We start from the raw sequence: 24,173 nt of genomic DNA on the forward strand, positions 1-24,173 counted from the left end.
GCCGATAGTGGCAAAGACTGAGTCGGAATATGCTTGGTCTGAATTTAAAAAGGCACTGAATTCAGTGCCTTTTTAGTTTCTTCAGATTAACCGTGCTGGGTTTAAAACTCACAATCGGCATGGAAGCTCATACGCTCTTTGCTGTATGGATGATCCAGTTCCAGCATTTCTGCATGCAGGTGTAAGCGATTCGCCTTTTCGCCATACAGGCCATCGCCGACCATTGGCATATTTAATCCCATGTGATGAGCGCTGTGGACACGCAGTTGGTGGGTACGGCCAGTTTTAGGGTACATATACACCTTGCTACGGCCATTTTTAACTTCAATCAACTGCCAGTGCGTCTCCGCTGGTTTACCATGCTCAAAGCACACCAATTGGCGCGGGCGATCTTCTGGGTCACCACGCATAGGTAATGAGATATCACCCTCGGCATCATTAAGTTCACCTTCCAGCAGAGCCATATAGCGTTTTTGTACGCCACGAGCCATGAACTGCTTCTGTAAACTTTTATTCGCGCGTTTGGTCAGTGCAAACACCAAAATGCCTGATGTCGCCATATCTAAGCGATGGATGACAAAAGGCCCTTCAACGTCAGGGAACATTGCCTGTAGCCTTGTGTACGCCGAGTCTTTGATGGTTTTGCCCGGTACAGACAGCAAACCTGATGGCTTGTTTACTACCACCATGGCTTCGTCCTGATAGAGAATTTCCAGCTCTTTATCTTCTGCCCAGTTTTCCGCCAGCGGGTTGGGTTCGACGTTCATACCTTGCAGCATGTGGCCCAGTATCGGTTGGCACTTACTGTTGCACGATGGGTAAAACTTCTTGTGCTGGCGCACTTCGGACTTTGGTGATTCCCCCCACCAGAACTCGGCAAGCGCCAGCGGTTTAAAGCCATGTTTAAACGCGTACTGAAGCAGTTTCGGGGCAGCACATTCACCTGCGCCTGCTGGTGGCACCGGATTCGTGGTGGTAGCAAAAATATCCACTAAATCGCGTTCTTGTCCCAGTCCGTTAAGAAACCGGTACTGTCTGTGTAGTTTGTGCTGTAACGCGTTAGACAGTGTTTTTCGACGCTCTTTAAGTTCTGAAAGTTCATGTTTTAAAGTGGCTAAACGCTGCTCTTTGACTGCCAGTTTTTCCTCCCACGCCATCTTGAGGTATTTGAGCGCATTTTTCTCGGCCACACTTTGCTTACCCAAGTCGTCTAACAACGTCTTTAGTTCATCGGGACCTAGTGTTTGCTCACCCTGTTTTCGCTGTAGTTTTCGATTCGCACGGCCGTTTATCATGATTTGGCGTTGCGCCTGTTCTTCTTGCTGGTATGAAGCGCGATCGGCTTGAATCTCTGCTTTGAGCTCAATTAATTCGGGGTTATCTGCACACTGCTTGTATTCGGCATTGATTGCATTGATGGCGTCGGTTTCAGCGCGGAAAAAACCTTCGTCAGTCAGCATGTCATACACTGGTGGTACAAACCCAGGCAGCAAGTTTTGATCGGCGATCTTGCCGGAGAAAGCACTGAGATAACCTAGCTCACCTTGTTGATTTTGTGCCAAAAGCACGCCGAACATTTTCCCTCGTCCCGCTTGCTCATCCTCTAACCCAAAGTCATGCTCAAAGTCATTTTGCGTGAGTAAGTGCTGTTGCAGTTGTTCAGCGGCTAATACGCATAGAGGGTGCGGTGTGTAATAGAACGGAAACGTAAACTGCTCTGGTAACTCATAACCAGAAATATCAGCAGTAAAACGAGTAAAGCAATGTTCAGGCGAGTGCATGATGTGTATCCGCGCGAGTAAAAATTTGAGCGAGGATTGTACCTGTTTGATTCAAGATTGCCATGTTGATATTGCACCGTGAAATCGCTCTTTCTGCGGCTGAAAGAGCGAATCTATCTAGTGGCTTACTGCAGCTGTTGTAATGCGTTCTGCCATTGATCTGGTTTACCGTAATAAGCCGTGTGAGGAATTCTAAAGAATTGGCCTTCTTTTTCTACCAGTAAAGTTGGGAATCCACTCACTTGCAACTGGCTCATTAACTGCTGGCTGGAGTGAATTTCGTTGATCAATACGGTTTGATTTTGCTCCATCAGTTCGTCCCAATCGCTTGTGTCCAATCCGAGTGTTTCAGCAATGGATTTAAGCGTGGAGGGCTCATTTACTTTGAGTCCCGATTGGTAATGAGCAGACTGAATCGCTTTCAGCATAACCCATGGGTCTAGACCGAGTTTCTCCGCGGTTAAGATGGCTAGCGTAGGCAAATAGGAATCTAGGATGAACTCACGCTCTTGCTTCACTCTTTGCACGTAAGCATCGCCAAATACAGCGCCTGTCTCCGCAGCTATACGTTCGTCACTGCCAATAATGTGCTGGCGAAATTCGGAACCAATCTCGTGCTGATTGAGCATGCCACCCGGATGGAACACGACATTAAATTGCGGAGATGTCACCAGAGGTTCTATGAGGTCTGATGCGCCATAGCACCAACCACACATCGGGTCGAAAAAGTAATGAATGGTAACCATGAAAGATCTCCTTAGGAATGAAATTAGTCAAACGGCACGGTTCGTTTGGGTACAGAGGCTATGTTATGAAATTGATACGCTCAGAAAAATACACAATAATGTGCAACACTGTTTCTTATTCCGAGCAAATCAATGGATAGACTAACCGCCGCTAAGGTTTTTATTGATGTGGTGTATTCCGGCAGTTTTACCGCAACGGCTGAGCGGTTGGAGATGTCCCGGCCGATGGTGACGCGCTATGTGGACGCCATGGAAAACTGGCTGCAAATTCGCCTGCTGCATCGAACCACGCGCAAAGTTTCACTCACCACCGCTGGAGAACGCAGTGTTGCGCAAATTGAACGTTGGCTAAAGCAGGCCGACTCCCTGACCTCGAATATTGTCGCTGACGGTGAACTGGCAGGTAAAATCCGACTCGCGTCGAGTGCTTCTTTTGGTTTTTCTCAGTTGATCCCTGCCGTACACAGTTTTATGCAATTACATCCTAAGGTTGATATTGACTTGGATCTGCAAGACTCCGTGAGTGACCTGACGGAAGAACGTATCGATCTGGCGATTAGAATAGCTTCGAATCCGGATCCTGCCTTGATTGGCAAGCCCATTGCTGACTGTGATTCTGTCCTAGTGGCTGCGCCTGAATATCTGAAGAAACAGAGAGTGATTTCTCAGCCAAGCGATTTGTCTGATCATGATTGTTTAGGTTATAAAAATTTTGAGCGGCGCGTCTGGCATTTATCCCTGGGTGAGCAGTTTGAATCGGTCAGCATTCATTGCCGATTGACGTGTAATGAAGCGACTGCACTACTACACGGGGCTCTGCAGGGGATGGGTGTTGCCTTACTGCCCACGTATTTAACCACGAAGTATGTGCAATCTGGTGAGCTTGAAATCGTACTTCCTGACTGGAAACCGAATCGGCTACACATTTACGCACTGTACTCTTCCCGCAAACATTTATCTCCGGCGGTGAGAGCCTTCATCGACCATAGTGAACAGCACTTTAATCGCCATCTATGGTAGATCAAGAGTCAATATCGCAAAGCAATAGAACAACTCAACTTGAGATTCACTCACGATCCTGTACCTTAAACGTAATCGCAGTTTTCCTTCCCTAATTAGAGTTTTAGTTCATGTCACAAGCTAGCATTAAATTTATCGCCTCCGATATGGATGGCACGCTACTCGATCAGTACGGTCGTTTAGACCCAGAATTCTTCGATGTCTTTTTACGATTAGAAGAACAAGGTATTTTGTTTTCGGCTGCCTCTGGCCGTCAATATTATAGCTTGCGTGACACTTTCGCTCCGATTCAGGATCGCATTCTGTACGTGGCAGAAAATGGCACTTTGGTGATACACAAAGATAAAGAACTCTATAGCTGTACCATTCCGAAACCTGAAGTAGCAGAGATAATCAAAGCGGCGCGCGGCATAGATGGGGCACACATTGTTCTGTGTGGTAAGCGTTCGGCTTATATCGAAATTCAGGATCAAAAAACGTTGGAAGAGTTTCAAAAGTACTACCATCGCTGTGAAAACGTCGACGATTTGCTTGAGGTTGATGATGAGTTCATTAAAGTTGCGATCTGCCATTTTGACGGTTCAGAAGAGTTAGTCTTCCCGACGATGAACGGCCAGTTTGGTGACTCACATAAAGTCGTCGTTAGTGCCAAAATCTGGTTAGACGTGATGAACGCAAAAGCTTCTAAAGGGGCAGCAATTCAGTATCTTCAACAAACCATGAATTTTACGCCAGCAGAGACGATGACATTTGGTGATTACCTAAATGATTTGGAAATGCTGCAAGTGAGCGAGCACTCTTATGCGGTGGCCAATGCTCATGAAGAGATTAAGAAAATCGCCCGTTTTTCTGCACCAAGCAATCAGGAATCTGGTGTGCTCACTGTGCTGAAAGAAAAATTTCTGAACAACTAGTCGCGCAGACTCACCCTCAGTTGTAATGAAAAGCCCCGCTTCTTGAAGAGCGGGGCTTTTGTATGTTTGAGATGTCACTCTGTTCTATCTTTGGAATTTCATCTTGTACATGCGTTTATCTGCGATATTGATAAGGAAGTCGATATTATCGCTATCCATCGGATACCGCGCGATACCAATACTGGTCGAAAGTTGATGATCGTTTTCTGTTTTTAGTACCGGGTCATCAAACACGGCATTAATATGACGCTGTATTTCTTCTTCGCTGATGGCTTTGTCCTGAACGACGATGGCAAACTCATCACCACCCATTCGGTAAGTGGTAAAATTATTGATCTCCATCGACTTTAGCCGGTTAGCGATAGCTCGTAAAACTTTGTCGCCAGCTTGGTGTCCGTAAGTATCATTAATTTTTTTAAACCCGTTTAAGTCCAGGATACAGAGATAAAACGTGTTTTTTTGTTGCATGTTTTTTCTGAGCGTCACAAACAGCGCGCTTCTGTTGCCAAGCCTTGTCAGCGGATCGCTGAGTGCCAGTTTTCGGTGGAAACTTGATTCGCGGTAAAAGAAATAAATAAGAGAAAGTGTCGACAACACAAAAGTCGCAAACAGCATATATTGCGCTTGTACCAGTCGCTGTGTTTCACCTTTTTGTGCTTCATATACTTTGCTGGTGAGTCGGAAGTTTTGATTCACAAAATCCACTAAGTCTAAGTACAGCGTCTGGGTTGAGCGATAAAACTGGGCTGCCGCCTGACGATCTCCGTTGCTCGCCTCGACAAGAAAAGGCTCAAGGTCCTTGAATTGTTCGAAGAGTTCTAAAAAATACTGCTGAATATTGTTGCGAGAAAAGAAAGTGTACGCATCATCGCTGTTGATGAGTAAGTCAAAGCGGCTCCAGGCGAGCTCATACTGTAGCTCTGCGCCATTTATGTCCTGTATGTCTTCATCAAGCCGACGAGCTTCTCCAACTAGTTCCGACAGCTCTTTAGACAGCTGAAACAAAAACCACGTGGCTTGTTTTTGCTCGTTAGTAAAGTTTTGCGCTAATGCACGCGTTTGTTGAAGCAGCACGACATTCGCGAGTAATAAAGAGGTAGCAAAGACGAACAGCAGCAGTTTGCTGAGTGTTGTGTATCGCCACTTTTGGGGCTTGAGTGGATAGGTATCTGATAATTTCATTATTTCTTTATCAATTTAATTTCATTCACCTGCCAGACCATTTGGGCATGATATGCGGATCGATTTAGCTCTGGGTAAAGGTTCAGCGGATATACAACCCAATATGGGCCTTTGTCCCTGATTTTTATGTAATGTTTATCTTTTTGATAGGCCAAAATCGGCTCATATCTAACGATATCTGGTCGCGTTACGGTCGCATGGTAATTGTTTAAACCACTGATATCGATTTGCGCTGGAATATCACCATATACGTAAGTGAGTAAGTCACTCAGCTTTACTCCAGTAAACTCAGACTCCCCTTTACTCCAAGGTAACTCGGTGGTGTAAGTGGTTTCTGGCAACGATTGAATGTCTTCTAATTCCAATGCCACACTGGACTTTTGCGGACCGTTACTAAATGAAACGGTATGTGCAGAAATAAAAGGGGCAAAACACAGCAAGCCTAATACGAGTATCTTTTTCATTCTATTCATTTTGGAGTTTTATGCTTTTACTGAGCTAGAGAAAGCGACGCTAGCCGTGATTTATTTAAGGTTTCGATGATTTGAATAAATGGATAAGGTTGCAAAAATATATCTTGTTTGAAAAGTAACCTTACGCTTACTTTACGTCAAGGCTATTACGTGACTTCTTAAATAAATGAACGATGAAATGCAGTGATTAGAGGAATATTAGGACTCTTAGCGTATTTTAAGTACTATTCAATAAAAATCGATATAATTATCAATTAATAATTATTAGAAGAAAATTAACATATTCAATTCAATTTTAAAATTAATAATATTTCTGAATAACGAATAGATATTCAAAAAAGAATAAAGCCACCTTTTTGGGTGGCTTATTATTATGTTACTTATTAACAACTTACTCGAACAAATACTTAGCATGAAAGTTCAAATGGTCATCAATAAAGCTCGAGATGAAGTAATAACTGTGATCATAACCTGGCTGCATTCGAAGCGTTAGTTCTGAACCATGCTTATTCGCCGCCGCAACGAGAAGTTCAGGTTTAAGTTGTTCACTCAGGAACCCGTCTGCGTCGCCCTGATCAACCAGAATAGCCAATGGTGATGGACCTTGTTTCAGCAACTCACTCGCATCATATTGTTTCCAGTTTTCGATATCGGTACCTAAATAAGCGGTAAACGCTTTTTGGCCCCAAGGACACTGAATAGGGTTACTGATAGGGCTAAATGCTGAAATTGAGCGATACTGAGCGGCATTTTTTAAGCCGATAGTCAGTGCACCATGCCCGCCCATGCTGTGGCCAGAAATAGACTTCACATCAGAAACCGGGAAATTGTTTTCGATGATTGCTGGTAGTTCTTTCGTGATGTAGTCATACATGAAGTAATGCTGTGACCAAGGTGCCTGAGTTGCATTAAGATAAAAACCAGCACCCTGACCGAGGTCGTAATTTTCATCATCTGCCACACCTTCGCCACGAGGGCTGGTGTCTGGGGCAACAATGGCAATGCCAAGTTCGGCAGCCATACGAAATGCGCCAGCTTTCTGCATGAAGTTTTCATCGCTACAAGTGAGACCCGATAGCCAGTAAAGCACTGGTACTGGGTGGGACTTTGTCGCGTTTGGCGGCAGGAAAATAGCGAATCGCATTTGGCAATTCAGTGAACTAGATTCGTGAGTGTATTGTTTGTGCCAGCCACCAAAAACTTTGGCCTGACTTACGTTTTCTATCATCATGAATAAACTCTTAAGAAGCAGAAATTAGATTCAACGGCAGGACACCGTTAATACAATAAGGCTCTCCCTAGGGAGAGCCTGCAGAGACATTATTTGTCCATGTGAATCACGCTACGGATACTCTTACCTTCATGCATCAGGTCGAACGCCTCGTTGACGTCTTCAAGTCCCATCGTGTGAGTAATGAATTCTTGTAGACCGAATTCACCTGCCATGTATTTTTCTACAATTTCTGGAAGCTCAGAGCGGCCTTTTACGCCACCGAACGCACTGCCTCGCCATACGCGACCAGTTACCAGTTGGAATGGGCGGGTAGAGATCTCTTGACCTGCACCAGCTACACCGATGATGACTGATTCACCCCAGCCTTTGTGACAGCACTCAAGAGCCTGACGCATCACGTTGACATTACCGATACATTCAAACGAGAAATCAACGCCGCCATCTGTCATTTCAACAATGACTTCCTGAATTGGCTTGTCGAATTTCTGAGGGTTAATCACATCGGTTGCGCCAAGTTGTTTCGCAAGATCGAATTTACTCTCATTGATATCGATACCGATGATGCGGCTAGCGCCAGCCATACGTGCACCAATGATTGCAGACAGACCGATGCCGCCTAGGCCAAAGATGGCTACTGTGTCGCCTTCCTGAACTTTTGCTGTATTCAGTACTGCGCCCATACCGGTAGTCACACCACAGCCAAGTAGACATACTTCTTCCAGAGGTGCTTCTTTGTTTACTTTCGCTAGTGAAATTTCTGGTAGTACAGTGTACTCAGAGAACGTCGAACAGCCCATGTAATGGAAAATTGTTTCGCCATTGATTGAGAAGCGACTTGTGCCATCTGGCATTAGGCCTTTACCTTGAGTTTCACGTACTGCCTGACAAAGGTTCGTTTTGCCAGATTTACAGAACTTACACTCGCCACATTCTGCTGTGTAAAGAGGAATAACGTGATCACCAACTTCAACACTAGTCACGCCTTCGCCTACCATTTCAACGATACCGCCACCTTCGTGACCAAGAATCGCAGGGAAGATGCCTTCTGGATCGTCACCAGATAGCGTGAATGCGTCCGTATGACAAACGCCAGTTGCCACGATACGGACTAAAACTTCACCTTTTTTAGGCAGTTGTACATCCACTTCTTCCATTTTTAATGGCTCGCCTGCCGCCCATGCGACAGCCGCTTTAGATTTGATCGATGTTTGACCTGGTTTGATTTCAAGTGCCATTGGATTTCCCTTATCTAATCAATAGGTAGGCGTAGTAGTTAAGCGTAGCTGAGCTTTCGCTTTTCGCCTGTAGTTTTATTTATGCTCATTTTATCTATTTCATTAAAAATGATAATCCGTCGTTTATGAAAATGATTTTTACATATAAGTAATAATAAGAGTGTTAAACCGGATAGAAGATAAAAGGATTTTTGATGACAATAGGCGTGCTGTGGGGCAAATGAAAAAGCGCTTATCATGTTTATGATTCAGCGCCTTTTTCTTTATTGATCAGTCTTTGTAGCGTGGGTCGATTCGGTCCAGTTTGCGCAGTAATGCTGGCCATACGATGGAACCATCCACGCCTTGTGTTTTCACCGCTTCAGTTATCGAGCTGACAATCTTAGGCTCAATATGAATGAGCTCACTGCCACCCGATTGTGCGGCTAATTGGATTTGGCAGGTGGTTTCCAAGGCATACATAGACAAAAATGCATCCGCGACGGTTTTGCCTACCGTTAATAGCCCGTGATTGCGCAGCACAAGGAAATTTGCCTCTCCCAGATCTTGCTGCAAACGAGGTTGTTCATCTTCTCTTACTGCGACGCCTTCATAGTCGTGATAAGCCAATGACGACAGCACATAAGTTGACTGTTGACTGATTGGCAAGATGCCATTTTTCTGCGCGCTGATCGCGACACCAGCTCGCGTATGTGTATGAATAATACAACCCACATCATTACGCGCCTCATGGATACAGCTGTGGATGATAAATCCAGCGTGATTGACGGAGTGAGGTGTGTCTTGCAGCTTATTACCATCCTGATCGATTTTGATAAGGTCAGAGGCGGTAATTTCATCAAACATCATCCCGTAAGGATTGATCAGAAAATGATGCTCAGGGCCTGGAATTCGTACACTTATATGGGTAAAGATTAAGTCGTCCCAGCCGAATTCTGCGACCAGTCTGTAGCATGCGGCTAATTCCACACGTAACTGCCATTCTTGTTCGCTAACTTGATTTCTCATTGATGAATTCATGATCGCCTCTCGCTATTCTGCTGCTATTTTGTCTTGAGCTTGTTTGTAAATCGAGCGAACGGGACGCTCAAATACCTTGCGGATCATCGGCTCAAAGAATTCTAGCTGTAGGGTGTCTAATTCAGGATCAAAGGCTGGCGCGTCATATTTACGCACAAACTCCTGGGTGCGTTGGTAACAAGGATGATCGATGTACGCTTTGTGCATCTCTCTGTCCATATTCAAGTGATGGAAGAAGTAATATCCCTGAAAAATACCATGATGTTTGATCATCCAGTGATTTTCTTCACTGACGAAAGGCTCGAGGATAGTAGCGGCGATGTCTGGGTGGTTGTACGAACCCAACGTATCGCCAATATCATGCAGTAGCGCACACACTACGTACTCGTCATCCTTACCATCTCGATAGGCGAGTGTTGCACATTGGAGGCTGTGTGTGAGCCGATCAACCTGAAAGCCACCAAAATCACCATCAAGCAATAAAAGGTGTTTGATGATTCTGTCTGGTAATTCTCCCGCATAATCAACAAATTGTTCCGCGATGATCTTCCAGTCTTGTGCTGTGCCATGTTCCATATGAGTAAAACCAGCTAATGGGGTATTGTGCTTGGTCATTCTTCTGTCCTACTTGTGGATTCAGACGCTATAAAAACACAGCTCATGTTTGTTCAATGTTAAATCGTTTACATTTAATTAACTTTTTGTATTGAGGGGTATAGATAAAGGGAAGTTTCTCCCGGTCAGAGTTTGTGTGACAATGTTGTCGTTAAATGATTTGACGGGAACAAAGAAATGGCGAATTGGGAAGGTGTTACTGAGTTTGTAGCCGTTGCAGAGACAAACAGTTTCACTGGCGCTGCAAATAAACTTAAAACATCGGTTGCACAGATCAGTCGTCGAGTTTCCGCGCTAGAGCAACGTTTAGCGGTGAAATTGCTTCATCGCACCACGCGTAAAGTTTCTCTTTCTGAGGCAGGTCAGCTTTATTATCAGCAGTGTAAGCACCTGTTAGAAGGACTAGAGTTAGCCGAGCTTGCCGTGACTCAAATGCAGGCAGAGCCAAAAGGCATACTGCGGGTGACGGCTCCGGTTACCTATGGAGAAATGAACCTTGCGCCATTATTGCACCAGTTCTTAGAGAGGCATCCTCAGGTGAATCTCGACTTGATTCTGACTAACCAGCGACTCGACTTGATAGAGAAAGGGGTGGATGTGGCCATACGCCTGGGGCGATTACAAGATTCAAGTATGATTGCTAAGCGCCTTTCTTCACGCCAAATGTATGTCTGTGCGAGCCCTAATTATCTGGAACGATTTGGCGAACCCCATACACTATCAGAGTTAGGGCGTCATCAGTGTTTGGTGGGTTCTGTCGATTACTGGCATTTCAAAGAGCAGAACCGAGAGAAGTCGTTGCGCGTCTCTGGACGGATCAAATGCAACAGTGGTTTCGCTTTAGTGGATGCGGCAAAGCGTGGGCTTGGTTTAGTGCAGTTACCGGATTATTACGTTCAAGAGGCGTTAGATTGCGGTGAGCTGGTCGAAGTGCTCAGTGATTACCGGGATGATCGTGAAGGTATTTGGGCGCTGTATCCACCAAGTCATAAACTATCGCCTAAAGTCAGATTACTCATCGACTTTTTAGCGAAAGAGTTGGCGTGATCAGCGCATCAGCTGCCGAAGCGTTAAATAAGGTAAATTGCGAAATTTAATCGCCCTCTCAATATTTATAAAGTAGGCAATAAAGCAGCCGTCTAGCTGCTTTCCAGACTATGCGGGGTAGTTATGATATCCCAAGTGCTCGGAAATATTTTTGCCTGCTTGATGCAATAAGCCAACATACTCTTCCATTCGTTCTTCTTCAAAGCGAATAACAGGGAATGAGATAGAGAGAGCAGCAATGATTTGACCAAAGCGGTTATAAACCGGCGCTGCGATACAGCGAAGGCCAGGTTCTTGCTCTTCGTTATCTTCTGCAAAGTGTTGAGCGCGCACTTTTGCCAATTCTTCTAGCACTTGTTCCGTGTTTTCTAGCGTTTTTTCAGTGTGTTTAATAAATTCTACACCGCTTAACACCTCACGGACGAAGCTTTCATCGCGCTCAGAAAGTAACACTTTACCAATCGCAGTACTGTAAAGAGGGTTACGGCGACCAATGCGCGATTGCATGCGTAGGTTGTAGCCAGAATCGATTTTGTGGATGTAAATGATGGCACTGTCATCTAGAGCACCCAGGTGCAAGGCTTCATTGGTTTGTTCTGAAATATGACGCATTTCTTTATCGGCCAGTTCAATCAGATCAACATACTCGAGCGATTTTGAACCCAACTCAAATAGCTTGAGTGTTAGTGAGTACTTATCGTCTTCACCTTCTTGCGATACGTAGCCTAGTGACTTCATTGTTTGTAGAAAACGATATGTTGTTGCTTTCGACATCATTAGTCGTTGGGAAAGATCGGATACACCGATGGATTTTTGCTCCCCTAGTGCTTGAAGAATGTGAAACACTTTCAGTACTGATGAAACTGCTTCAGGTTGATTTGAGGTTTTCATTGATGTCCTTGTGAATTTTTTGTTTGCTTCATTATATCTTATAAAATCTGTAGCACTAGTATTTATAAAATACCTTTTCAATAATTTGGAATTAAATTGGGGTTCGGTGCAGAAAAATTGGATCGTAATCTATTTTTTGAAACGTCTTTTCAAAAATAATTGAAACTAATTTCTTTTTTATTCAGTATATGTGTGTAGAAAGTGACATGGCCAGTCGCCAAATCACGAATTATCTAATTATTGAGGAAAAAGACATGATTCTTGATTCATTTAACCTTGAAGGCAAAGTAGCCATTGTTACGGGTTGTGACACTGGTCTTGGCCAAGGTATGGCGCTTGGTTTAGCAAAAGCCGGTTGTGATATCGTGGGCGTAAACATCATTGAGCCGACAGAAACTATTGAGAAAATTGAAGCCGAAGGCCGTAAATTTGTTGATGTCCGCGCTAACCTAATGACGCTGGATGACATCCCTTCAATCGTTGATCGTGCAGTCACAGAGCTGGGCCGTATTGATATTCTGGTAAACAATGCAGGTATCATCCGTCGCGAAGATGCGATCGAGTTTTCTGAGCAAGATTGGGATGACGTAATGAACATTAACATCAAATCGGTGTTCTTTATGTCTCAAGCCGTTGCAAAGCAGTTCATCGCTCAAGGTGAAGGTGGCAAGATCATCAACGTCGCATCTATGCTGTCTTTCCAAGGCGGTATCCGCGTTCCTTCATACACTGCCTCTAAGAGCGGCGTTATGGGTGTTACGCGCCTAATGGCGAACGAATGGGCAAGTCACGACATTAACGTGAACGCGATTGCACCAGGTTACATGGCAACAAACAACACCGCTGCTTTACGTGCTGACGAAGAGCGTAACGCTGCCATCCTTGAACGTATCCCTGCTGAACGCTGGGGCTTGCCTGAAGATTTAGCTGGCCCTTGTGTATTTTTGGCATCAAAAGCGGCTGACTATATCAATGGTTACACGATCGCGGTTGACGGTGGATGGTTAGCTCGCTAATCGATTTGTGAGAAGTTGATTGTGGATACCGCAACATTAGCGCAAGTAGTAGGGTTTATCAGTTTTGGTTTGGGATTCTCCGTCTTTTACCAAAAAAATGATAAACGCCTAAAAATCTTGATGCTGATATTTAATCTCAATCATCTTCTCCATTTTTTATTGCTTGGTTCAATGACCTCAGCGCTTGGGGCGTTCCTGTCGACAATCAGAACGACCACAGCAATATTTGTTTCGTCGAAGCGAATCGCTGCTGCATTTATTGTTATCAGTTTAGTTAGTGGTTATTGGGCTGCTGAGCAGTGGCGTGACATTTGGCCTATTTTGGGAACGATTATCGGGACCTACTCTGTATTCTGCTTGTCGGGAATTCAGATGCGTGTGGGCTTTTTGATTGGTGCTTGTTGTTGGCTGACCAACAATATTCTGGTGGGTTCTATTGGGGGGACACTGCTGGAAATGACCGTGATCGTTATGAATTCAATGACAATTTACCGTTTATATCGCCAGCGACTGGAGCCAATGCTTCCGCCTTGTGTGAAGACGCTACAAACTGATCAAAATCAGCTTGAAAGGTCATAGATTCTAAGAATTTTGTTTAAGAAACTTTTTGAATGCGGTTTGTACCGCAGGAGTAACAGATGAAAATTGCACTAATGATGGAAAACAGCCAAGCCGCGAAAAACGCAATGGTGGCTGGTGAATTAAACACTGTAGCGGGTGGTCTTGGCCACGAAGTATTTAACGTTGGTATGACTGATGAAAATGATCATCATCTAACGTACGTCCACTTAGGTATCATGGCGAATATTCTACTGAACTCAAAAGCAGTAGATTTCGTGGTAACGGGTTGTGGAACTGGCCAAGGCGCGCTGATGTCAAGCAACCTACATCCAGGCGTAGTATGTGGCTACTGCCTGGAGCCATCTGATGCATTCCTGTTCAACCAAATCAACAACGGCAACGCTATCTCTCTAGCCTTCGCTAAAGGTTTTGGTTGGGCTGGTGAACTGAACGTGCGTTACATCTTCGAAAAAGCGTTCACTGGAAATCGTGGTGAAGGTTACCCTATCGAGCGAGCAGCGCCTCAGCAAGCTAACGCTGCGATCTTGAACGACGTAAAAGCCGCAGTCTCTAAAGATGTGGTTGAAGGCTTACGTGCCATCGATCAAGAGCTAGTGAAAACGGCTGTTGGTAGTGCGCAATTCCAAGAGTGCTTCTTCGCACATTGCCAAGTGCCTGAGATCGCAGAATACGTGAAGTCTCTACTGGACTAATTACTTAATTTATCGGGAATTAAGTACAAGCCAGCCATTGTGCTGGCTTATTTTTTGTACCACTAAGGAGGCTCCCATGAACCCAATCAGTCGCGTCGCTATCATCGGTGAATGTATGGTAGAGCTTAGGAAACATCATGGCGTGCTACAGCAAGGTTTTGGTGGTGATACCCTCAATACTGCTGTTTACCTGTCTCGTTTAACCCAACAACATGGCGTCGAAACATCCTATGTGACTGGGCTGGGACTCGATCCGTTTAGCCGCGAAATGCTGACAGCTTGGCAGGACGAAGGCATCAACACCGACATGGTCTATTTCTCTGAAGATAAATTGCCGGGCATTTATGCGATTGAAACCGCGGACGATGGTGAACGAAGTTTCTTTTACTGGCGTGAAGACGCAGCAGCAAAATATTGGCTACGCGAGCAAAACTTTGAATCTTTGGTTAAAGATCTTTGCCAACATCAAATGATTTATCTGAGCGGTATCAGTTTAGCTATTATCGCTGAAGAGCATCGTCAAACGCTGATCGACCTGCTGGCTGCCTGCCGTAACGAGGGCGTTACGATAGCGTTTGATAACAATTTCCGGCCAAAACTTTGGCCAAGTATAGAGTTGGCTCGTCGATTCTACTCGCAAATTCTCAGTGTTACTGACATGGCATTTTTGACTTTTGATGATGAGGTCATGCTATGGGGTGACAAAGAGGAATCTGAAGCCATTAATCGTAGCAAAGGCTTTGGAGTGAAAGAGATCATTGTTAAGCGCGGCGCGGACGACTGTTTTGTTGTGACACAAGACCAACAGCACTCCGTTGCGGCATTGAAAGTAGACGCTGTGGTCGATACGACGGCAGCTGGCGACTCTTTCAGTGCAGGTTACCTTGCAAAACGCATTCTAGGCGGAGACGTTGCTGAGTCTGCGCTGGCTGGGCACAAAGTGGCTGGTTCTGTTATCCAACATCGCGGTGCAATCATTCCAAGAGAATCGATGCCGACTATTTAAGGAACGATGAAATGAAAGACCTAAATCAACAACTTTCTGAAATTAAAGTAGTCCCTGTTATTGCAATTAAAGATGCAAGCAAGGCTGTAAAATTGGCTCAGGTATTGGTTGAAAACGGCCTGCCTTGTGCTGAAATCACGTTTCGTACTGAAGAAGCGGCACTTGCGATCAAGAATATGCGCGACGCGTATCCAGAGATGTTAATTGGCGCGGGCACTGTCCTAACCAGTGCTCAGGTGGATGAAGCGATTGAAGCTGGTGTCGATTTTATTGTTAGCCCGGGCTTTAACCCAACCACCGTTAAATACTGTCAGCAGCGTAACATCGCTATCGTACCTGGTGTAAATAATCCAAGTCTGGTTGAACAAGCGATGGAAATGGGCCTTCGTACCCTTAAGTTTTTCCCTGCGGAGCCATCGGGTGGCACAGCAATGCTTAAAGCACTTTCAGCGGTATACCCAGTTAAATTCATGCCAACAGGTGGAGTAAGTCCTAGTAACGTAAAAGATTACTTGGCTATTTCTTCTGTATTAGCGTGTGGTGGAACCTGGATGGTGCCTGGTGATTTGATTGACAACGAGCAATGGGACGAACTTGCGTTGTTGATTCGTGAAGTTGCAACAATTATTGAATGATTTATACCCTGCTAAGCCTGAAAACTATCGTTGATAGTCAAAAAAGCTATTAGGCATTTTGCCGACGCCCGGCTCCACCGGGCGTATTTTTTATCGTGAATTGCTATTGATTGGATTCGGCATCTTCACGCTTAATCACTTTGTGCCCATCTTCTGCCACGCCTTGTTTCCAGTAGCTGCTGATGTAGATATTTTCACGCTCGACTTCTTTTTCATTGCGGAAGTACTGGCGTAATGCGCGCATAGAATCAAACTCACAAGCACACCAAACGGCGGCATTCCCTTCCAACCATTCCAATTCGCGAACGGCGTCTGCCAGATTTTGTCCTTCAGTCAGCCAAATCAGTTCCATACCCGCCGGCGCGTGCAGTGGTTGAATGTCTGCGGCGGAGATGACGCTAATTACAGCATAGCCCTTTGCTTCTTCAGACAACGTTCGGATTTTGGCGGATAGAGCCGGGAGGGCGGTCATATCGGCTGCCATGAAAAACCAATCTGCGTCGGTATTGAGGTTAGAAATACTACCCGGACCAACGATGTTGATGGTGTCTCCTTTCTGTGCTGACATCGCCCAGCGAGCGGCAAATCCACATTGCAGATCTTGTGTGATATGACGAACAAAATCGACTTCAATGCTGCATTTCTCTGGATGATAACGGCGAATGGTATAAGTACGCATCAACGGGCGATTATCTTCAGACATCGCTTGCAAGGTGGTACCACCGTCTTGATTAAAAAGCAACTTAATGTAGCTACCCTCACAGTCTGCCGGGAAATGGCTGAGTGCGTCTCCTTGCAAAGTAAGGCGCTGCATGTTTGGGGTAATCGTTTCTGTGTGCGTAACGACAAGTTCTTTAGGTTCAGGTTTCTTTTTCATCTTTACTTTTCTCGATAATTATTCTCTTTCTCATTTAAGAATATCAATATCTCTCTTGAGAGAGTAGTGTCTTTAAACAAATTTACACTGTGAATTGAAACTGAAACTGAAACTCAAATCTAAGCTAGAATGTTCGCTTGTTCGATGATTATCCCTCAAACATTAAAAAAACCTCCGTAGAGGTTTTGATTGGGATTCAGTTATATCATTGGAATCGTCGATAAAAGCAGTAATGCCGCCATGCCGTAATTAAACCCTTTGACACGTTTAGATGTGGTTAACCAGCGCTGTAGCTGTATCCCGGCAGCGGTCCAAAAAGTGACTGAGGGTAGGTTAGCCAAGCAGAAGATGCCTGCAATAAACGTCAGCTCTAGCCATTCGGCACCCGAGCTGTACACCGTGACAGCCGTGAGCGCCATTGACCAGCCTTTTGGATTCACCCACTGAAATGCCGCCGCACCGATAAAGGACATTGGCTTAAAATCATTTTTTGTTTCTGCTTTACCACTGGTGGCGATTTTATAAGTCAGATACAGCAAGTAACTTAAGCTGAGTGCTTTTAATATTGTATGGGTAACCGGATACGCGTGAAATAACCCCATTAAGCCAATACCAACCAGAATTAGCATTGCACCAAAGCCAAAAGTAATACCTAACATGTGTGGAATGGTGCGTTTAAACCCGACATTCGCGCCTGATGTCATCAGCATGATATTGTTCGGGCCCGGAGTAAAAGTCGATACAAAAGCAAACAATGCCAGAGCGCCTAATTGATGGTATTCCATAGTTTTTTCCTTACATCAAAACTGTCCTGAGTGGACGTCATCTTTCAAACAACTATAAGTAGAAACGTCATCAATATTGTGCTTTTATTGACCTTGAATGGATTAATTAAGCAATAAAAAATCACTATGGATAAATTTGACGAAAGAATATTGCAAGAGCTTAAGTTGGACGGAAGAATCTCCAATGTTGAGCTGTCTGAGAGAGTTGGTTTGTCACCTTCTGCGACGTTGCGCCGTGTGCAAGAATTGGAGCGTCAAGGCGTGATCAAAGGCTATCGCGCGGTGCTCGACAGTCAGCAACTGGGTGTCGGTTTTGTCGCCTATGTTTCGATAGGGTTAGCTTCTCACTCTAAACAGGCGCAGCACGCGTTTGAGGATCACGTACGTTTTGTGAAAGAAGTCGTTGAGTGTCATAACATCACTGGCGCGAACGAATATTTGTTGCGAGTAGAAACGCGGGACTTAGCCGCCTACAAAGCGTTTCATGCTGGCGTTCTTGGGGAGTGTGAGCACGTTCAGGGGATTACAACCATGGTGGTGATGGACACGCCTAAAGATGAGCGATGATAGCCTTACCACTGCTGCTTTTGGCGGTGTCTACGTGGTTTCCCACTTTTTCCAGTTCAGCATGGCGTGATCGGCAAGTTTGAGCATCGGGATATCTTCATGAGTATCACCGTAGGCATAGACGGAGGCAAAATCATTCAAGTTAAATGATTCGTGTACCCGTCTTACTTTTCTTTCCAAACTGCAATCGCCTTGCAGATATCGTCCGCTGATTGTGGGCGTGTTGGTCAGCAGTTCACTGCATAGTAGATGGTATCCGTTTGCTTCACACCACGGCCGTAAATACGCGTTTAGGGAAGCTGATACCACGACAATGGTATCGCCATTTTGTTGATGCCAACCCAGTTTATCTGCGGCTTCTGGTCTGAGGTATTGGGGGATAATCTCGTTAGCGAATTGAGTACCGATGGCGTTAACGTGCTGTGTCTCTTTACCAGCAAAGGCAATAAAGCTCGCAATTGGACGCATAATGTGCGCAGGTAATATTCCAATTTTGTACAACAAGTAGAATGGCGTGAGTACGAACTTACCGACGCTCTTTCGTTTGCCTGATGCGGAATAGTGCAAGAACAGGCTGTACATATCCTGATTGGTGATGGTGCCATCAAAATCAAACAGTGCCAATGACGGCTTTTTCACATCGTTCACTATGAGTGCCTACTTGTTTTCGCTTTTATCAAGGTAACTTGATTTTGAATTATTGGTAAAATACCGCTAACCAAATTGTTTCCGTATCGGGGGCGGTCCAACTGACTTTGTGTTTAGTGTGTGCCGGGATATCAATGTAATCGCCTGCTTCTAGACGTTTGACTATATCGTTCTCAAAGGTGAGTTCTCCCGCTCCTTTTAATACCAGCACCCACTCATTTTCTTCTTGATCGTACCAACCAGTTTCGGGAGAAGTCTGCCCGTAAGAAACAATACGTTCAATACGCAACTTGTCGTAACACAGCAGATCTTCAAATATTTCTTCATTAACATCATGAGGTAAATCTTTAAACAGGTTCATCGCGTTTCCTGAGCTTGAAAAGTGTCTCACTCATCTGATGATAAGTGATTTATCGTCGTTCAGCCTGCTTAAGCTCGTGCCTCTAAAGGGGCAAGAGCTTCTCACACGCACATTTTGCATTACAAGGTTGTGTATCATTTGCATAATTTGTTGATCAATTTGGCGTTTTCTAACACAGACTCGCTATATTTTTTACAAATTGATTTCCGTCAAAATAGTAAGGTTTTTATGTGCTAGATTGCGCGCAGTTAACAAATATAAATACCCGGGTTCGTTAACACTCTGACTTTCCATTGGATATTGCAGAGTTTCATGAACCAGTGACGGGTACAAAAACGAAGCCCTATAAAAGGAAATAAAAATGAAAAAAACAATCTGCAGTTTGGCAGTGGTTGCTGCGCTCGTGTCACCAAGTGTTTTCGCTCATAAACAAGGTGACTTCGTCCTTCGCGTGGGTGCGGCGTCTGTGGTTCCTAATGATAGCAGCGATAAGATTCTTGGCTCGTCAGAAGAGCTGAAAGTGGATTCTAACACTCAGCTTGGTCTGACATTTGGCTACATGTTTACGGACAACATCAGCTTTGAAGTGTTGGCAGCGACACCGTTTAGTCACGATATTTCTACAGATTTAGGCAATCTTGGCGATATCGCTGATACCAAACACCTGCCACCAACGTTTATGGTTCAGTACTACTTTGGCGAGCCACAAAGTAAGTTCCGTCCATACGTTGGTGCTGGTCTGAACTACACCATCTTCTTTGATGAAGGCTTTAATAACAAAGGTAAAGTTAATGGCCTGTCGGATCTGAAACTTGACGATTCATTTGGTTTAGCGGCAAACGTTGGTGTGGACTACATGATCAACGATCAATGGTTCCTAAACGCATCTGCTTGGTACGCGAACATTGAAACAGAAGCAACCTACAAAGCAGGTGGCGTGAAGCAAAAGACTGACGTAGAAATTAACCCTTGGGTATTTATGATCAGCGGTGGTTACAAGTTTTAAACAATAACCAGTAGTTTTCAGGTCTTTTGACCGCTAGCAATTTTTATAACGCGCAAGGCTAGAGGCCCAGCGTATGACAGGTTTGGCATGACTTTAGGGGCGGTATTCGGGCACTGCCCCTCTTTTTTGCTCTCATCTTTAAACCATAATGCACTAATCAAACGTTACTTCACTAAAATGTGGGTTGGCTTTTAGCGCTCGCATCATGAGCAGTTGTTCGGTCGGAAAGGCCACATGTTCGCCGTCAACATCAAGAAACAAACATTCTTGTCGCTGCATATCAAAGCCGGTATCAAACGCTCTCCCCTGATGGCTTTCACCATTCTTCAGAGTAATTTCAACAGGTAACTGAAACATACAGGCTATTTCAATAAAATCGTATTGATTGCAGGTCACCATCGTTGTTCTCCCTTTGTACCAAATCTATTTGCTTTAAGTATACCCAGTACAAAATGTTTGGTTTGAGATTCCACTCGAGGGGAATCGTCTCCACTGAAACCTAATCTTCATTTTACGCCTCTGGTTGGTCATAAAATAGACATGAAAGGGGGCTTTACTAAACCTATCGTCGAGCAAACGAAGCTAAGAAATGTCTGAAACGACCCTGAAGAGCAATTTTTTGAGCCCTGAGCGTAAACTAGGCTCACCGATTAAGCCGCAAACTTATACCGCGCAACTCGCACATCGTATTCATCACTCTCCCCAGTTCGAAAATGGCCGGGTCAAAAATGCCATGCCGAACGTGCCAAGTCATCAGTCGCTCTGGCAGGTTTGCTGGAGCTATTTGGGAGGCCGCGCGCCACTGTGTCCCAATGGACATTTACCTTATTCCCCAATCGTTCAAGATCAGTTTTTACACCGCAGTGATTCTATGCGAGTGACCTGGCTTGGGCACTCAACCATGCTGGTGGAAGTGAATGGGGTTCGTATTCTGACCGATCCGGTATTTGACTATGCTTCGCCATTGATCGCAAAGGCCTGGTTTGAGCGTAACATCCCGAATACACATGCACGAGAGAGTTTGCCCATCCCAGATGTTATCGTGATCTCGCACGATCATTATGATCACCTGGAGGCTTCGAGTATCCGTTTTTATGCAGATAAATCAGTCACCTTTTACGTGCCGCTTGGTGTCGGGAAACACCTGATCAAGTGGGGAGTGTGTGCTGATGATATTGTTGAGTTCGACTGGTGGGAGAGCATACAGTATGCCAATGTCGAGCTTATTTGTACGCCCGCTAACCATAACTCAGGGCGAACTTATCTCGATAAAAACACCACATTGTGGGCTTCATGGGTCATTAAAGGGCGAAGTGAGACACTGTACTTTAGTGGAGACAGTGCTTACGACCAGCATTTTGCCAACATCGCACAGCGGTGCGGACCAATCGACATTGCCTGTTTGGAAGTAGCGGCGGATGTAAAAAACAATCAGGGCTATCCAGTAGAAAACTGGGGCCACATGCAAGCACACCATACGGTTCAGGCATTCAAGGACTTACAGGCGAAAAAGTTATTGCCTGTCCACTGGGCAACTTATGAGTTGTTCACGCATAAATGGGATGAGCCAATTGAAGATTTGATTCGCCACTGCCAAAGCGAAAGCGTAACGTTACTCACGCCTATGCCGGGAGAGAGTTTTCTTGTTCAGAACGAATACAAAAACCGAACTTGGTGGCAGAAGGAATTCAGTGAAGAACGCGTAAGAGGGGTTGAGGTGTAAGCTGTTGTTGCATCTTATGCTTATTGACGCCTCAGTGTGGTTAAGTCTTGAGCCTATTCTTCTCTGGTTCTCTGGTCGATTGGGTTTACTGATAGGCCGCGAGAGCTTGTTGCCAAATTCTAAGCATCTCATCGCTAAACAGGTAAAAGTGCATCTGCAGCGAGTGGTATTTCGGGCGCTGACAGACTGAGAGTGCCACTTCGGCGGCTTCATGTGGTGGGTAACCATAAACGCCGCATGAGATGGCGGGTAGCGCGACAGTCTTACAGCCGCTTTCCAACGCCAGATCGAGTGCGTTTTTATAGGCCGATTCTAACACCGCTCGAGGGTCGTGAAATTTATCGTAGATCGGCCCAACGGCATGAATAACGTAACGTGCGTCTAACTTTCCAGCGGAAGTAATGCGCGCGTAGCCAAAAGGGCAGCGAATACCATCGATTTCTTTCACTGCTAAGCAAGCGACATACAGCTCGCGTCCAGCGACATGGTGAATCGCACCATCGACGCCTCCTCCACCGAGCATGCTTGGATTAGCGGCATTAACGATAGCATCGACTTTTGCTGTGGTGATGTCTCCCTTAATCAGTGAGATAGCGTTCATTCTGTTTGCCTTATCGAAATCATGTTGAGATAGCTGAAACTTACTCGATTATCACCTGAGGTTTGAGCTCGACAACATTCCCCTCGGGATCATTAATATAGAGCGAGCGTCCAAAACCTTGCGCGCCATAACGCTCGGCAAAATCCTCAGTCTGAATATCGTGGGTGTGCAGATATTGGATGAGTTCAGCTTCTTCAAACGGCGTAAGTTGCAAACAAAAGTGATCGACGTTCCTACCATTTTGTACAGGAGGTTTTCCGCCCAGTTTGCCCAGTTCACTCTCTACTGTGACGATATCAATCAATGCTGTACCGGCTCTGAGCTGAGTTAACCCCAATTCAGCGAGCTCCCTTTCTACCGGGCAACCTAGTATGTCTCGATAAAAGTACAACATGGCATTGAGATTAGTTGTTCGCAAAACAATGTGATCGAGTGCTTTTATCTCGATGGGGTTCTGACTAGGCATGTATTCCTCCTCCTGTTTGCTATTGAGAATAGCATATGGGTGAAGAGTGCTTGGACATCTGTGAGAGTGGCCAGCAGTACTTAAATCAAGATTAGGAACTTATGTCTGATAGAAGAGTTGTAATATTAACCAGCTAACGCAGAAACGGCCTGCTGAACACTACTGAAATGGATTTTAATGATGCATCTTTGAGCCTGACTAAATTCATGAGATTGAATCAGCGTAGTGACTTCCTCGACAGACAGGGTTTTGTTATTTGGATTCAGGGTTATGTGATTGGCATTATCATGCTGCAAGCCGAAAGTTTGACCTTTTGAATCAATCACGTAATCTTCTTGTCCCCAAATGAGTGCCTGACACTCAGTTTGTAACTCTGAGTGGGATTGCAGATAGATGAGTTCGTCATCGCCCTCTAGTTTCAATAAGCACGGCCACATTACGGTGTTTAGCGTCATTCTATTGCCTTGTTGTTTACTGACCTTAAAAGCCAGAATTTGGTGTTTTCAAAAACTCAACTTCCTCTGGTGTACTCGTTCTTCCTAATATCGCATTACGATGTGGATAACGCCCAAATTGGTCGATGATGGCTTTGTGTTTTAGCTCAAAATCGTAGTTGTTTTCAAGCCCCGGAGCTCTAAACAATTTTTCTGCTTCCACATGGATGACACGAGATTCACTATGCATAAACGGCATGTACAAAAAACTACGTTGATCGCGATTCAGCGCTTTATGCAGACCAAGTCGAATGGCCTCTTGTGCTAACGAGAGCGCGAGTGGATCTTGTGCAAACGCTTTTGGCGTATTGCGGTACACATTACGCGAAAACTGGTCGAGTACAATGATTTCGGCTAATCGACCTTGTGCACTGTCGCGCCAAGTAAACAGTTCGCAGCGAGCCGCTTGTTCTAGCACTGAGGAAAACCGAGATTCAATGAGTTTATCCAGTTCAGGATTACTTTCGAACCAATTTTGTGGGGTCAGTTCTTCAAACCAGAACTTGATGATTGACTGATGCATAGCGCTTCCTTTTGTAACCATGTGTCAGTAGCA

General features: G+C 45.0%; 29 protein-coding genes. 11 read left to right on the forward strand and 18 right to left on the reverse strand.

The features are described from left to right. Nucleotides 1–101: 101 nt before the first annotated feature. Nucleotides 102–1,781, reverse strand: coding sequence for an RluA family pseudouridine synthase (locus V1U08_RS06250; protein ID WP_330470197.1), 1,680 nt, complete (start codon nt 1,779–1,781; stop codon nt 102–104). Nucleotides 1,782–1,906: 125 nt separating this feature from the next. Beyond that, complete coding sequence (locus V1U08_RS06255; RefSeq protein WP_330470198.1) at nt 1,907–2,527, reverse strand: DsbA family protein; 621 nt, start codon at nt 2,525–2,527, stop codon at nt 1,907–1,909. Between the two features lie 132 nt (nt 2,528–2,659). Between V1U08_RS06255 and V1U08_RS06260 the strand changes: the two genes are divergently transcribed. Both V1U08_RS06260 and V1U08_RS06265 read left to right on the forward strand, forming a co-directional pair. Next, nucleotides 2,660–3,547 (forward strand): LysR family transcriptional regulator, encoded by an 888-nt coding sequence (locus V1U08_RS06260; protein WP_330470199.1) that lies wholly within the window; start codon nt 2,660–2,662, stop codon nt 3,545–3,547. 110 nt (nt 3,548–3,657) lie between these two features. Continuing rightward, on the forward strand, nt 3,658–4,461 hold the full coding sequence (locus tag V1U08_RS06265; protein ID WP_065303197.1) for a Cof-type HAD-IIB family hydrolase: 804 nt from the start codon (nt 3,658–3,660) through the stop codon (nt 4,459–4,461). A gap of 84 nt (nt 4,462–4,545) precedes the next feature. Here the strand turns inward: V1U08_RS06265 and V1U08_RS06270 are convergent, their stop codons facing one another. The 6 genes from V1U08_RS06270 to V1U08_RS06295 form a co-directional block, all read right to left on the reverse strand. Next, nucleotides 4,546–5,643 (reverse strand): GGDEF domain-containing protein, encoded by a 1,098-nt coding sequence (locus tag V1U08_RS06270; RefSeq protein ID WP_330470200.1) that lies wholly within the window; start codon nt 5,641–5,643, stop codon nt 4,546–4,548. After that, entirely contained in the window at nt 5,643–6,107 is a 465-nt protein-coding gene (locus V1U08_RS06275) for an oxidoreductase (RefSeq protein WP_014233467.1), read from the reverse strand. The genes V1U08_RS06270 and V1U08_RS06275 overlap by 1 nt, the downstream gene beginning before the upstream one ends. Before the next feature lie 400 nt (nt 6,108–6,507). Beyond that, nucleotides 6,508–7,347, reverse strand: coding sequence for an S-formylglutathione hydrolase (gene fghA / locus V1U08_RS06280; protein WP_065300639.1), 840 nt, complete (start codon nt 7,345–7,347; stop codon nt 6,508–6,510). Between the two features lie 89 nt (nt 7,348–7,436). Further along, the gene (locus V1U08_RS06285; RefSeq protein WP_020335086.1) at nt 7,437–8,585 is read right to left on the reverse strand and encodes an S-(hydroxymethyl)glutathione dehydrogenase/class III alcohol dehydrogenase; all 1,149 of its coding nucleotides are present in this window, start codon (nt 8,583–8,585) and stop codon (nt 7,437–7,439) included. A gap of 270 nt (nt 8,586–8,855) precedes the next feature. Then, nucleotides 8,856–9,593 (reverse strand): class II aldolase/adducin family protein, encoded by a 738-nt coding sequence (locus V1U08_RS06290; RefSeq protein ID WP_330470201.1) that lies wholly within the window; start codon nt 9,591–9,593, stop codon nt 8,856–8,858. A gap of 24 nt (nt 9,594–9,617) precedes the next feature. Beyond that, entirely contained in the window at nt 9,618–10,220 is a 603-nt protein-coding gene (locus V1U08_RS06295; RefSeq protein ID WP_330470202.1) for an HD domain-containing protein, read from the reverse strand. 177 nt (nt 10,221–10,397) lie between these two features. On the opposite strand from V1U08_RS06295, the gene V1U08_RS06300 reads away from it, so the two are divergent. After that, complete coding sequence (locus V1U08_RS06300; RefSeq protein WP_014233472.1) at nt 10,398–11,267, forward strand: LysR family transcriptional regulator; 870 nt, start codon at nt 10,398–10,400, stop codon at nt 11,265–11,267. Nucleotides 11,268–11,375: 108 nt separating this feature from the next. On the opposite strand, the gene kdgR is transcribed toward V1U08_RS06300, so the two are convergent. Continuing rightward, the gene (kdgR, locus tag V1U08_RS06305) at nt 11,376–12,158 is read right to left on the reverse strand and encodes a DNA-binding transcriptional regulator KdgR (RefSeq protein ID WP_330470203.1); all 783 of its coding nucleotides are present in this window, start codon (nt 12,156–12,158) and stop codon (nt 11,376–11,378) included. Nucleotides 12,159–12,412: 254 nt separating this feature from the next. Here kdgR and kduD point away from each other — a divergent pair, with 254 nt between their 5' ends. The 5 genes from kduD to V1U08_RS06330 all read left to right on the forward strand — a co-directional run bounded on the left by kduD (nt 12,413) and on the right by V1U08_RS06330 (nt 16,089). Then, the gene (kduD, locus tag V1U08_RS06310; RefSeq protein ID WP_014233474.1) at nt 12,413–13,174 is read left to right on the forward strand and encodes a 2-dehydro-3-deoxy-D-gluconate 5-dehydrogenase KduD; all 762 of its coding nucleotides are present in this window, start codon (nt 12,413–12,415) and stop codon (nt 13,172–13,174) included. A 21-nt stretch (nt 13,175–13,195) separates the two neighbouring features. Beyond that, nucleotides 13,196–13,753 carry a YgjV family protein gene (locus V1U08_RS06315; RefSeq protein WP_174234202.1) on the forward strand — a complete coding sequence of 186 codons (558 nt, stop codon included), beginning with the start codon at nt 13,196–13,198 and terminating at the stop codon, nt 13,751–13,753. Nucleotides 13,754–13,812: 59 nt separating this feature from the next. Continuing rightward, nucleotides 13,813–14,448, forward strand: a complete 636-nt coding sequence (locus V1U08_RS06320; protein WP_014233476.1) for an RpiB/LacA/LacB family sugar-phosphate isomerase — start codon at nt 13,813–13,815, stop codon at nt 14,446–14,448. A gap of 76 nt (nt 14,449–14,524) precedes the next feature. Beyond that, nucleotides 14,525–15,454, forward strand: a complete 930-nt coding sequence (locus tag V1U08_RS06325) for a sugar kinase (RefSeq protein ID WP_014233477.1) — start codon at nt 14,525–14,527, stop codon at nt 15,452–15,454. 11 nt (nt 15,455–15,465) lie between these two features. After that, nucleotides 15,466–16,089 (forward strand): bifunctional 4-hydroxy-2-oxoglutarate aldolase/2-dehydro-3-deoxy-phosphogluconate aldolase, encoded by a 624-nt coding sequence (locus tag V1U08_RS06330; protein WP_330470204.1) that lies wholly within the window; start codon nt 15,466–15,468, stop codon nt 16,087–16,089. Nucleotides 16,090–16,192: 103 nt separating this feature from the next. On the opposite strand, the gene V1U08_RS06335 is transcribed toward V1U08_RS06330, so the two are convergent. Together V1U08_RS06335 and V1U08_RS06340 are read right to left on the reverse strand one after the other, a co-directional pair. After that, complete coding sequence (locus tag V1U08_RS06335) at nt 16,193–16,966, reverse strand: siderophore-interacting protein (RefSeq protein ID WP_330470205.1); 774 nt, start codon at nt 16,964–16,966, stop codon at nt 16,193–16,195. Nucleotides 16,967–17,166: 200 nt separating this feature from the next. Continuing rightward, nucleotides 17,167–17,751: a LysE family translocator gene (locus V1U08_RS06340; RefSeq protein WP_330470206.1), complete on the reverse strand. Its 585-nt coding sequence runs from the start codon at nt 17,749–17,751 to the stop codon at nt 17,167–17,169. 126 nt (nt 17,752–17,877) lie between these two features. On the opposite strand from V1U08_RS06340, the gene V1U08_RS06345 reads away from it, so the two are divergent. Further along, entirely contained in the window at nt 17,878–18,318 is a 441-nt protein-coding gene (locus V1U08_RS06345; protein WP_014233481.1) for an Lrp/AsnC family transcriptional regulator, read from the forward strand. A gap of 30 nt (nt 18,319–18,348) precedes the next feature. Here V1U08_RS06345 and V1U08_RS06350 read toward each other — a convergent pair whose 3' ends face one another. Together V1U08_RS06350 and V1U08_RS06355 are read right to left on the reverse strand one after the other, a co-directional pair. Beyond that, nucleotides 18,349–18,966 (reverse strand): HAD family hydrolase, encoded by a 618-nt coding sequence (locus V1U08_RS06350; RefSeq protein ID WP_330470207.1) that lies wholly within the window; start codon nt 18,964–18,966, stop codon nt 18,349–18,351. Nucleotides 18,967–19,015: 49 nt separating this feature from the next. Then, nucleotides 19,016–19,327 carry a cupin domain-containing protein gene (locus V1U08_RS06355; RefSeq protein WP_014233483.1) on the reverse strand — a complete coding sequence of 104 codons (312 nt, stop codon included), beginning with the start codon at nt 19,325–19,327 and terminating at the stop codon, nt 19,016–19,018. A 361-nt stretch (nt 19,328–19,688) separates the two neighbouring features. Here V1U08_RS06355 and ompW point away from each other — a divergent pair, with 361 nt between their 5' ends. Next, nucleotides 19,689–20,333 carry an outer membrane protein OmpW gene (gene ompW, locus V1U08_RS06360; protein WP_014233484.1) on the forward strand — a complete coding sequence of 215 codons (645 nt, stop codon included), beginning with the start codon at nt 19,689–19,691 and terminating at the stop codon, nt 20,331–20,333. Between the two features lie 153 nt (nt 20,334–20,486). Here the strand turns inward: ompW and V1U08_RS06365 are convergent, their stop codons facing one another. Then, nucleotides 20,487–20,732 carry a Rho-binding antiterminator gene (locus V1U08_RS06365; RefSeq protein WP_020335096.1) on the reverse strand — a complete coding sequence of 82 codons (246 nt, stop codon included), beginning with the start codon at nt 20,730–20,732 and terminating at the stop codon, nt 20,487–20,489. A gap of 190 nt (nt 20,733–20,922) precedes the next feature. Here V1U08_RS06365 and V1U08_RS06370 point away from each other — a divergent pair, with 190 nt between their 5' ends. After that, a complete protein-coding gene (locus V1U08_RS06370) occupies nt 20,923–22,056 on the forward strand; it encodes an MBL fold metallo-hydrolase (RefSeq protein ID WP_330470208.1) in 1,134 nt (377 codons plus the stop codon). Between the two features lie 85 nt (nt 22,057–22,141). Here the strand turns inward: V1U08_RS06370 and V1U08_RS06375 are convergent, their stop codons facing one another. From V1U08_RS06375 to V1U08_RS06390, 4 genes are all read right to left on the reverse strand, one after another. Beyond that, nucleotides 22,142–22,657 carry a macro domain-containing protein gene (locus V1U08_RS06375; RefSeq protein WP_014233487.1) on the reverse strand — a complete coding sequence of 172 codons (516 nt, stop codon included), beginning with the start codon at nt 22,655–22,657 and terminating at the stop codon, nt 22,142–22,144. 40 nt (nt 22,658–22,697) lie between these two features. Next, a complete protein-coding gene (locus V1U08_RS06380; RefSeq protein WP_065303208.1) occupies nt 22,698–23,123 on the reverse strand; it encodes a VOC family protein in 426 nt (141 codons plus the stop codon). 125 nt (nt 23,124–23,248) lie between these two features. After that, entirely contained in the window at nt 23,249–23,578 is a 330-nt protein-coding gene (locus tag V1U08_RS06385; protein ID WP_065297960.1) for a DUF4144 family protein, read from the reverse strand. Nucleotides 23,579–23,603: 25 nt separating this feature from the next. Beyond that, entirely contained in the window at nt 23,604–24,140 is a 537-nt protein-coding gene (locus tag V1U08_RS06390; protein ID WP_014233490.1) for a DUF924 family protein, read from the reverse strand. Nucleotides 24,141–24,173 lie beyond the last annotated feature (33 nt).

This window comes from Vibrio sp. YYF0003 (assembly GCF_036350715.1).
Taxonomy (GTDB): domain Bacteria; phylum Pseudomonadota; class Gammaproteobacteria; order Enterobacterales; family Vibrionaceae; genus Vibrio; species Vibrio natriegens.